Here is a 9,520-nt window from a genome sequence, read left to right on the forward strand (position 1 = left end):
GGGGGGGGGGGGCGGGCGGTGTGGGGTGGGGGGGAGCGCGCTGTCGGGTGTTGTGGGGGCGAGGGGGGGGGCCCCCCGGGGCCACCGCCGACGACCATAGCCGCGGGGAAGGCTGCCTACGTGGCGCCGAGTTCGAGCCAGACCGCGGTGTCCGGGGGCAGCAGGTCTGCGCAGGGCTCGCTGGACAGGAGACGGCGGCCCGCACCGCGCAGGTCCAGCGGCTCGTCCGACAGGTTCACCACACACCGGAACGCCGGTCCGCGGTCGAAGGCGAGGACGCCGGAGGCGGACCGGCACCAGGAGAAGTCCCCGCTGCCCAGGCCCGGGACGCGCTGGCGGAGGTCGAGCGCCGCGCGGTAAAGGGAGAGGGTCGACGTCGGGTCCACCAGTTGCGCGGCGACGGTGACGCGCGCCCACTCCGCGGGCTGCGGCAGCCAGGGGTCGACATCGTCGCCGGTGAACCCGAACGGGGGGCGGTCACCCGACCACGGCAGGGGGACGCGGCACCCGTCACGACCCCGGGCGGTGCGGCCGGACCGTTGCCAGGTCGGATCCTGCAGCACCTCCTCCGGCAGGTCCTCCACCTCGGCCAGGCCGAGCTCCTCGCCCTGGTAGACGTAGGCGGAGCCGGGCAGGGCAAGGGTGAGCAGCGCGGCCGCGCGGGCCCGGCGGAGCCCGACGTCCAGGTCCGCGGCCGGCGCACCGGTGTCGAAACCCATGGTGGCCGCCGCGCTCCGGGCGCGGCCGAAGCGGGTCACGTGCCGGGTCTCGTCATGGCTGGACAGCACCCAGGTGGCCGGCGCCCCTACCGGTTCGAGGGCGGCCAGGCTGGCGTCGATCACGGCGCGCAGCCGGCGCGCGTCCCACGGGCAGGCGAGGTAGTCGAAGTTGAAACTGGTGTGCATCTCGTCCGGCCGCACGTAGCGGCTGAGCCGCTCGGGTCCGTTGACCACGGCTTCGGTGACGAACAGCCGACCGCCCTCGTAGCCGTCCCCGATCCGCCGCCAGCGACGGAGGATGTCGTGCACCGCGTCGACGTCCCAGTGCGGGTTGCCCACCCAGGTGCGGGACTCGAACAGGGCTCCTGGTCGGTGGCCGGCGTCGGGCAGGCCGGGCACCTTTGCCATCGCCGGCGCGGCGTCGACCCGGATCCCGTCGATCCCCCGGTCGAACCAGAACCTCAGGATGGCGTCGAAGTCGTCCCGGACACCGGGGTGGTCCCAGTCGAGGTCGGGCTGCTCCGGGGCGAACAGGTGCAGGTACCACTGCCCCGGCGAACCGTCGGGTTCGCGCACCCGGGTCCAGGCGGGGCCGCCGAAGGCGCTGATCCAGTCGTTGGGCGGCGTGGAGCCGCCTGACCGGCCGTCGCGGAAGAAGTATCTGCTCCGCTCGGGCGCGCCGGGCCCGGCGGCCAGGGCCGCACGGAACCACGGGTGCTGGTCGGAGGTGTGGTTGGGGACCAGGTCGGTGATGACGCGCAGCCCGAGCCCGTGGGCTTCAGCGAGGAACGCATCGGCGTCCGCGAGCGTGCCGAAGCGCGGATCGATGTCGCAGTAGTCGGCGACGTCGTACCCGCCGTCGGCCATGGGCGAGGGGTACCAGGGAGTGATCCACAGGGCGTCGACGCCGAGCTCGGCGAGGTAGGGCAACCGGCGGCGCAGGCCGCCGAGATCGCCGATCCCGTCCCCGTCGGAATCGGCGAAGCTCCGCAGGTACACCTCGTAGACCACGGCGTTCCGCCACCACGTGTCCCACCCCATCGTCGCCATCTCCGAGCCTGGTGAGGTGCTGGAACGGCCGCCCTTCAGGGTCCCGCGCCGAGCCTGCGAGGCGTGGGGGGAAGGGTGGTCCTTCCTCAGGCCGAGGCCGCCGTGGCCCCACCCACCTGCGCCCCGCGCACGGGTGCACCGCCCTCGGGCCCACTGCCCGCCTGCGCCTGCGAGCCCTCGAGCTGCTCGACGCGGTCCTGTGCCGCCATCCGGGTGAGCTCGGCCCCGGCCTCCGCGTCCCGGGTCAGGTTCTCCCCGGTCTCCGGGTCGAAGACGTGCACCTTGCGGCTGTCCAGCCAGAACTCCGCCTCCCGGCCCTCCCGGATCCGGCTGGTCGCGTCGATGGAGACGATGGCCTGGGTGCGCAGCTCCTCGGAGTCCAGCTCCTTGGACAGCTCGCGCAGCTGGGTCTTGATCGACTCCGGGGCCTCGTACGGGATGTAGGCGTACTGCGAGTCCCCCAGCCACTCGGTGACGTCGACCCGCGCCCGGAACGTCGAGCCGAGCGGGCGCTTGGCCTCGTCGACCAAGGAGGCGTCCTCGAAGTACTCCGGCCGGATGCCGACCAGCAGCAGCTCGCGGCCGGCCACCTTGGCGGCGCGGCCGGCGTCCAGCTCGATCGTCCCGAACGGCGTCTTCAGCGTGTTGCCCTCGGGCGTCGCCGGCAGGAAGTTCATCGGGGGCGACCCGATGAATCCGGCAACGAAGAGGTTGACCGGCTGCTCGTACAGCTCGCGCGGCGACGCGACCTGCTGGATCTGGCCCTTGCGCAGGACGCAGACCCGGTCGCCGAGGGTCATGGCCTCGGTCTGGTCGTGGGTGACGTAGACGGTGGTGATCCCCAGCCGGCGCTGCAGCCGCGAGATCTCGGTGCGCATCTGACCGCGGAGCTTGGCGTCGAGGTTCGACAGCGGCTCGTCGAAGAGGAACGCCTCGGCCTGCCGGACGATGGCCCGGCCCATCGCGACGCGCTGCCGCTGACCACCCGAGAGGTTGGCAGGCTTGCGCTCCAGGTGCTCCTTGAGCTCCAGCACGTCCGAGGCCTCGTCCACCCGGCGACGCACCTCGTCATCGGGCATCTTCGCCAGCCGTAGCGGGAAGGCGATGTTCTCGAACACCGTCATGTGCGGGTACAACGCGTAGTTCTGGAACACCATCGACAGGTTGCGGTCGCGCGGCGCCAGGTCGTTGACCCGCTTACCGCCGATGATCATGTCGCCGCTGGTGATGTCCTCGAGGCCGACGATCATCCGCAGCAGCGTCGACTTCCCGCAGCCGGAGGGGCCGACGAGGATCATGAACTCCCCATCGGCGATGTCCAGGCTCACGTCGTTGACGGCCTGGAACCCGTCGCCGTACTCCTTGACGATGTTCTTCATCTCGATGGAGGCCATCAGTGTTCGTCCTCTCGGGAGGTCGATGCGGTGGAGCGGGTGGGGATCATGACGGTCAGCCCTTGACCGCGCCGTTGGTGAGACCGGCGACGATGCGCCGCTGGAAGAGGAGCACGAGGACGACGACCGGGATGGTGACGATCAGAGCGGCCGCCGCGATCGCGCCCGTCGGGTCCTCGAACTGGGAGGCGCCGCTGAACAGGCCGAGCGCTGCCGGCACCGGCCGGGCCGCCTCGGTGGAGGTCAGGACGATTCCGTAGACGAAGTCGTTCCAGGCGATGAAGAACGCGATGATCGCCGTGGTGAACACCCCGGGAGCGGCCAACGGCACGATCACCTTGCGGAACGCCTGCCACGTCGTGGCGCCGTCGACCTGGGCGGCCTGCTCCATCTCCCACGGGATCTCCCGGAAGAAGGCCGACATCGTCCAGATCGAGATGGGCAGCGTCAGCGACAGGTACGGGAGGATCAGGCCGGGCCAGGTGTCGTAGAGACCGATCTGCCGCCACACGTTGAACAGTGGCGTCACGATCGAGATGACCGGGAAGATCGCCACCGCCAGCGCCGTGGAGAGGATCACCTTCTTGCCCGGGAAGTCCAACCGGGCGATCGCGTAGGCGGCGAACATCGCCAGCAGGCAGGAGATGGCCGTGGCGATCAGGCAGATTCCGAACGAATTGCGCAGCGCGGGCAGGAACAGTTCGCTCGCGTCTCCGGTCAGGACCGTCTCGTAGTTGCCCCAGGAGACGCTGGTCGGCAGGAACTGACCGTTGGCGATGTCCGACGGGGCCTTCAGCGAGATGGAGATGATCCAGGCGATCGGGAACAGCGCGTAGACGACGATGATCGCGCCACCGATCCACCACATGATTTTTTTCCGAGCAGACATTGTCACTCCCCCCGCGTCGAGGCCAGATCGACCTTGAACGCCTTGATGAAGGTGAAAGCGATCAGCACCACCACGAGGAACAGCAGCACCGACACCGCCGATCCCAGCCCGATCTCCAATCGTGCGATCGTCTGCCGGTACGCGAGGAACGACACCGATTCGGTGCCGTTGGCACCACCGGTCATGATGAAGATGCTGTCGAAGACCCGGAACGCGTCCAGGCTCCGGAACAGCAGGGCGACCATGATCGCCGCCTTCATGTTCGGGATCGTCACCCGCCACAGCCGCTGCCACCACGTGGCGCCGTCGACCTTCGCCGCCTCCTGCAGCACCTCTGGCACCTGCGCCAGACCTGCCAACAGCAGGAGGGAGATGAACGGGGTGGTCTTCCAGATCTCCGCCAGGCAGATGACCAACAGGGACTGCCACCTGTCGCCGAACCAGTCGGTGTTCTCGGTGACCCCGGGGATCCAGGCGAACCAGGAGTTCACGAAGCCGGTGTTGATGTCGAACGCGAACTGCCAGGCGAAAGCAGAGACCACGGTGATCACCGCGTACGGGATGAGGATGGCCGCACGCACCACCGGCCGGATGTGGCTGAGCGCCTTGGCCATCACCATGGCGAGCCCGAAGCCGAGCACCAGCTCGACCGCGACGGTGACCACCGTGATGAAGACGGTGACCCAGATGGCCTGCCACCAGATGGGATCGGTGAGGATCACCCAGTAGTTGTTCAGCCCGTTGAACGAACGGTTGGTCGGGTCGGTGAGGCGGTAGGAGAACAGCGACTCGTAGACCGCCTGCACGATGGGGTAGGCGGTCACCGCCAGCATCACCACGAACGCCGGGCCGGCCAGCAGCCAACCGAGCTTCCGCTCGCTGCGCGACCGGTCGCTGAGCCCCCGTTTGGGCGTCGAGACCGGTTCGGTCTTCTTGACCGGCGGGAGCGTGGTCTGAGTCACAGCAGTTCCTCCCCTGCCAGGACGGCCTCGATGAGGTCGGCGGCTGCCTGGCCGGTGCGGCCGGGGTCGACGGCGCTCGCCGGGTGGTACACCCGCTGCAACGCCCCGGAGACCTCGCTGTAGTAGACGGTCTGCGGCCGGGGCGCGGCCGCCTCCAGCGACTCCCGGATGAGCGGGGCCTGCGGGAACTCCTCGAGCACCTCGGGGTCGTCGTAGACCGACGCCAGGGCCGCCGGGTTGCCGTTGGTGAGGAAGTAGTAGGTCTGGTTCTCCTCGGAGACGATGCACTCGGCGGCCTGGTAGGCCAGGTCCGTGTTCTGGCTGAAGGCGCCGACGCCGATGTTGATGCCGCCGTAGGGGGGCCGGCTCTCCTCGTCCTCGACGGTCCGCGGGTAGCGCGCCCACCCGTAGTCCTCGGGCACGGACGGGTCGAGCGTGCCCGCCTCGACGGCGGCCAGCGCCCGGGGCCAGACGAACGGCCAGTTGACCATGAACGCCGCGTCGCCGTCTTCGAAGTCCGTCACGTTGGCGTCCTCACCGGCGGTGGAGAAGGCCGGGCCACCGACGGTCGCTACCGACTTCATCGCCTCGGCCGCCTCCACGGCGGCCTCGGACTCGAGTCCGAGCTGGATGTCCTCCGGGTTCTCGGCGGTCTCCGCGATGATCGAGCCACCCGCCCCCTCGATGAGCGCGTTGATCCAAACCGTGAGCGCCTCGGCGCGAATGCCCTGCGCGGCGATCTGCGTGCCCTGCTCCTGGGCTGCGGCGACCAGTTGGGCCCAGGTGACCGGCTCGTCCATGTCGAGCCCGGCGGCCTCCGCCGCCGACTGCTTGTACCAGAGCAGCTGGGTGTTGGCCCAGAACGGCACGGCGACCAGCTCGTCGTCCCAGGTCGACCCTTCGATCGCGCTCTGCACGACCCCCTCGGTCACCCGCTCGGCGACGTCCTCGGGCACGGGGGCCAGGAAGCCGGCTTGGGCGAACTCGGGGATGTAGGGCGGGTCCAGGCTCATCAGGTCGATCGAGTCGTCCTCCGCCGCCAGCCGCCGGATCAGCTGCTCCCGCTGCTGCGAGGACTCGCGGGGCAGCTGCGCCGTCTCGATGGTGTAGGCGCCCCCCGCTTCCTCCGTGCAGCGCGCGGCGATCTCCGCCTGCCCACCCGAGTCGGGATTGGTGTACCAGGTGAGTGTCGAGTCGCTGCCCGCATCGCTCCCACAGGCCGTCAGAGCGGCGACCGCGACGAGCGAGGCCGTGGCGCTCGCTGCCTTTCTCCTCTGGCGCTTCTGACCAGGAGCGTTCGGCATCAGTCCTCGCCTCCGTTGGCGTCCACCCGACCGAGATCACGACGGTCCTCGGAGCGTGATACAGGCCACAAAGGGTGTCAATTCGAACGGCCCGGACGGCATCGACCCGCGACGGGGCCGGGCCGTGCCGTGCCGTGGTGGACTGCCTACCGGGCTACGGGCGCCCGGCGATGACCGACGGCGTGGTCAGCTCCTGCGGGGTGCCGGGCAGCACCGTCTCGAAGTAGGAGCGCGCGGCCTTCGTCGTCCCGACGTCCCGCCCGGCCTTCTCGGACAGGAACCACCGGTGCTCGAGGACCTCGTGGAAGACCTCGGCCGGCTCCAGCCGGCCGCGCAGGTGCTCGGGGATGGCGTCGACCACGGGCTGGTAGACCTCCCCCAGCCAGCGGTGGCCGGCGATCGTCTCGGGCACCGGGTGACCGGACTTCTGCTCCAGGTAGGCGCGGAAGGCGCGGACGTCGTTGAGCAGCCGCTGCGCCTGGCGTTCCCGCACCTCCAGGCCGGTCAGCCGGAACAGCTCGCGCCGGTTGTGCCCGGGCTCGGCGACCCGGGTCTCGACGCGCAGCCGGGTGCCCTCGTCGGTCGTGCGCAGCTCGACCTCCCCGACGTCGAAGCCGAGCTCGTTGAGCCGCTGCAGCCGCTCGGCCACCCGGTAGCGCTGCTCGTCGGTGCGGAAGACCTCCTCGCGGGTGACCTCCTCCCACAGCGACTCGTAGCGCCGCGGCAGGCTGTCGGCCACCTCGATCGGGTCGATGCCCTCGGGCAGCAGCCCGCCGTACTGCAGGTCCAGCAGCTCCGCGCCGACCCGCTCGCGGGCCAGGTCGACGTCGTAGCGGCGCTGGCCGGGCGACAGCCGCGGGTGGCGTTCGACGGTCTCGGCGTCGACCAGGTAGGCGGCGAAGGTGCCGGCGTCCAGCCGGAAGAGGGTGTTCGACAGCGAGCAGTCACCCCAGAAGACGCCGGCGAGGTGCAGCCGCACCAGCAGCACGACCATCGTGTCGAGCAGCTGCTCGGCCGACTGGGCTCCGCGTGGCCCGGAGAACAGCCAGCGGTAGGACATCGAGTACTCGAGGTACCGGGTGACCAGCACCGCAGGCTGCTCGTCGGGCCGGTCGACGCAGATGCCGAGCACCGAGACCGCCGGCAGGCCCTCGCTCTCGAACTGGGCCAGCAGGGCGTACTCGTGCCGGGCCAGCCGCTCGTCGATCTCCTTGAGCGCGTAGACCCGGCCCTCGAGCGCGACGAAGCGCACCACGTGCCGCGAGATGCCGCGCGAGGGGACGTCGAGCAGCAGGGCGTCGTCCCACTCCTCCAGCGGCTGGTGCCACGGCAGCGACAGCAGCCCGGTCGCGTCGGTGGCCGGTGGCCGGAAGAGGTACCTCATGGCGCGCTCCGGGGGAAAGACAGGGTCTGGGTGCCACGATGCCACGCAGAGGGCCCGAGGGTCCGGTGACGTGCTGGAACGGCCTCCTGCAGGGGCCCACCGCGAGCCCGCGAGCGTTGGGGGGCAGGAGGTCCTCTTTCAGTCCGCTTCGCCGGCGCGGCCGGTCTCGCCCCGCCACATGGCGAGCCGGCCGGCGCGGCTGACCGCACGCAGCCGCCGCTCGGCCTCCGCCCGGGATGCGCGCGCCGACACCAGCAGCGCCTGGTCGCCCCGCATCAGCCGGGTGTTCCGGTCGGGCACGAACGCCCGGCCCTCGCGCACGATGAGCACCACCGCGGCGTCCTCGGGCAGCCGCAGCTCCGGCAGGTAGACGCCGTGCAGGCGCGACCCGTCCGGCACGGTCAGCTGCAGCAGGTCGGCGTCCAGCGTCTCCAGCGGGGCCGCCTCCACCTCCACGTCGCGCGGCGTGACCGGGGCCGCGATCCGCAGCCGTCGCGCCACCCAGGGCAGGGACCAGCCCTGCACGAGGGTGAAGACGACGACCAGCACGAAGACGGTGTCGAAGATGCCGGCCGCGCCGGTGACCCCGGCGGTGACGGGGAAGGTGGCGAGCACGATGGGGACGGCTCCGCGCAGGCCCGCCCAGGAGACGAAGGCCTGCTGCCGCCACGGCATCCGGAACCACACCAGGCTCAGCACCACCGACACCGGCCGGGCGACCAGCAGCAGCGCCCCGCCGACCACGAGCGCCGGGAGCAGGGCGTCGGCCAGCCGGGACGGCGAGGCGAGCAACCCGAGCAGGACGAACAGCCCGATCTGGGCGAGGGTGGCCGTGCCCTCGGCGAAGCCGATGCTCGCGGCGCGGTGCGGGAGGGCCGCGTTGCCCAGCACCAGCCCGCACAGGTACACCGCGACGATGCCCGAGGTGGCCGCGAGCGTTGCCGTGGCGAAGGCGAGCACGCACAGCGCCAGGATCGCCAGCGGGTAGAAGCCGGCCAGCGGAAGGGCGACCCGGCGCAGCAGCGCCGCCCCGCCGACCCCGAGCGCCACGCCGATCAGGGCCCCCCCGATCAGCTGGCCCACGACCTGCAGCACGATGAGCCACCACGCTCCCGGGCCGGCGCCGGTGAGGTACGCGGCGAGGGTGGTGACCAGGAGGATCGCCGGGGCGTCGTTGAGCCCGCTCTCCGCCTCGATGGAGGCCGCCAGCCGACGGGGCAGGGGCAGCCGCCGCAGGGCCCCGAAGACCGCGGCCGCGTCGGTGGACCCGACCACCGCCGCCAGGAGCAGGGCGAAGCCCCACGAGGCGTCGAGCAACCAGACGGCGAAGGCCGCGGTGATGCCGACGCTCACCGCCACCCCGACGGTGGCGAGGGTCAGCCCCGGCCCCACCGCCCGCCGCACGTCCGCCCAGCGGGTGGTCAGCCCACCCTCGGCGAGGATGACGACCAGCGCGGCCACGCCGAGGGTCTGGGTCAGCTCGGCGTCGTCGAAGCGCACGCCCAGCCCGCTCTCACCGATGGCCAGGCCGAGGGCCAGGTACAGCAGCAGGCTCGGCAGGCCCACGCGGTCGGCCAGCCGGAGCGCGACCGCGGCGACCAGCACGACGAGCGCCCCGAGGGCCAGCGCGACGGTGACGGTCGCGTTCACCCTCGGCCGCTCCGCATGCGGTCAGTCTCCCGTACGGCGGGGGCGGGCTCCCCCCGGTGGTGGCCCGGGGGGGGGGGGGGGGGGCGGGGGGGGGGGGGGGGGGGGGGGGGGGGGGGGCCGCGCCCGCCCCCCCGCCGCCCCCCCCCCCCCCCCGCCCCCCCCCCCCCC

General features: G+C 71.7%; 7 protein-coding genes. All 7 read right to left on the reverse strand.

What is annotated here, in order from left to right; translation table 11 throughout:
* Positions 1-116: 116 nt before the first annotated feature.
* The 7 genes from ACI799_RS20895 to ACI799_RS20925 all read right to left on the reverse strand — a co-directional run bounded on the left by ACI799_RS20895 (position 117) and on the right by ACI799_RS20925 (position 9,352).
* The gene (locus ACI799_RS20895) at positions 117-1,760 is read right to left on the reverse strand and encodes a glycoside hydrolase family 13 protein (RefSeq protein WP_456613852.1); all 1,644 of its coding nucleotides are present in this window, start codon (positions 1,758-1,760) and stop codon (positions 117-119) included.
* Between the two features lie 95 nt (positions 1,761-1,855).
* The gene (locus tag ACI799_RS20900) at positions 1,856-3,163 is read right to left on the reverse strand and encodes an ABC transporter ATP-binding protein (protein WP_456588741.1); all 1,308 of its coding nucleotides are present in this window, start codon (positions 3,161-3,163) and stop codon (positions 1,856-1,858) included.
* A gap of 55 nt (positions 3,164-3,218) precedes the next feature.
* Entirely contained in the window at positions 3,219-4,052 is an 834-nt protein-coding gene (locus tag ACI799_RS20905) for a carbohydrate ABC transporter permease (protein WP_456588742.1), read from the reverse strand.
* Between the two features lie 2 nt (positions 4,053-4,054).
* A complete protein-coding gene (locus tag ACI799_RS20910) occupies positions 4,055-5,014 on the reverse strand; it encodes a carbohydrate ABC transporter permease (RefSeq protein WP_456588743.1) in 960 nt (319 codons plus the stop codon).
* Positions 5,011-6,318, reverse strand: a complete 1,308-nt coding sequence (locus ACI799_RS20915; RefSeq protein WP_456588744.1) for an extracellular solute-binding protein — start codon at positions 6,316-6,318, stop codon at positions 5,011-5,013. Before ACI799_RS20915 ends, ACI799_RS20910 begins: the two co-directional genes overlap by 4 nt.
* Before the next feature lie 154 nt (positions 6,319-6,472).
* A complete protein-coding gene (locus tag ACI799_RS20920; protein ID WP_456588745.1) occupies positions 6,473-7,702 on the reverse strand; it encodes a DUF4032 domain-containing protein in 1,230 nt (409 codons plus the stop codon).
* Positions 7,703-7,840: 138 nt separating this feature from the next.
* Entirely contained in the window at positions 7,841-9,352 is a 1,512-nt protein-coding gene (locus ACI799_RS20925) for a potassium/proton antiporter (protein ID WP_456588746.1), read from the reverse strand.
* Positions 9,353-9,520: the final 168 nt, after the last annotated feature.

Source organism: Blastococcus sp. SYSU DS0753, from assembly GCF_054051175.1.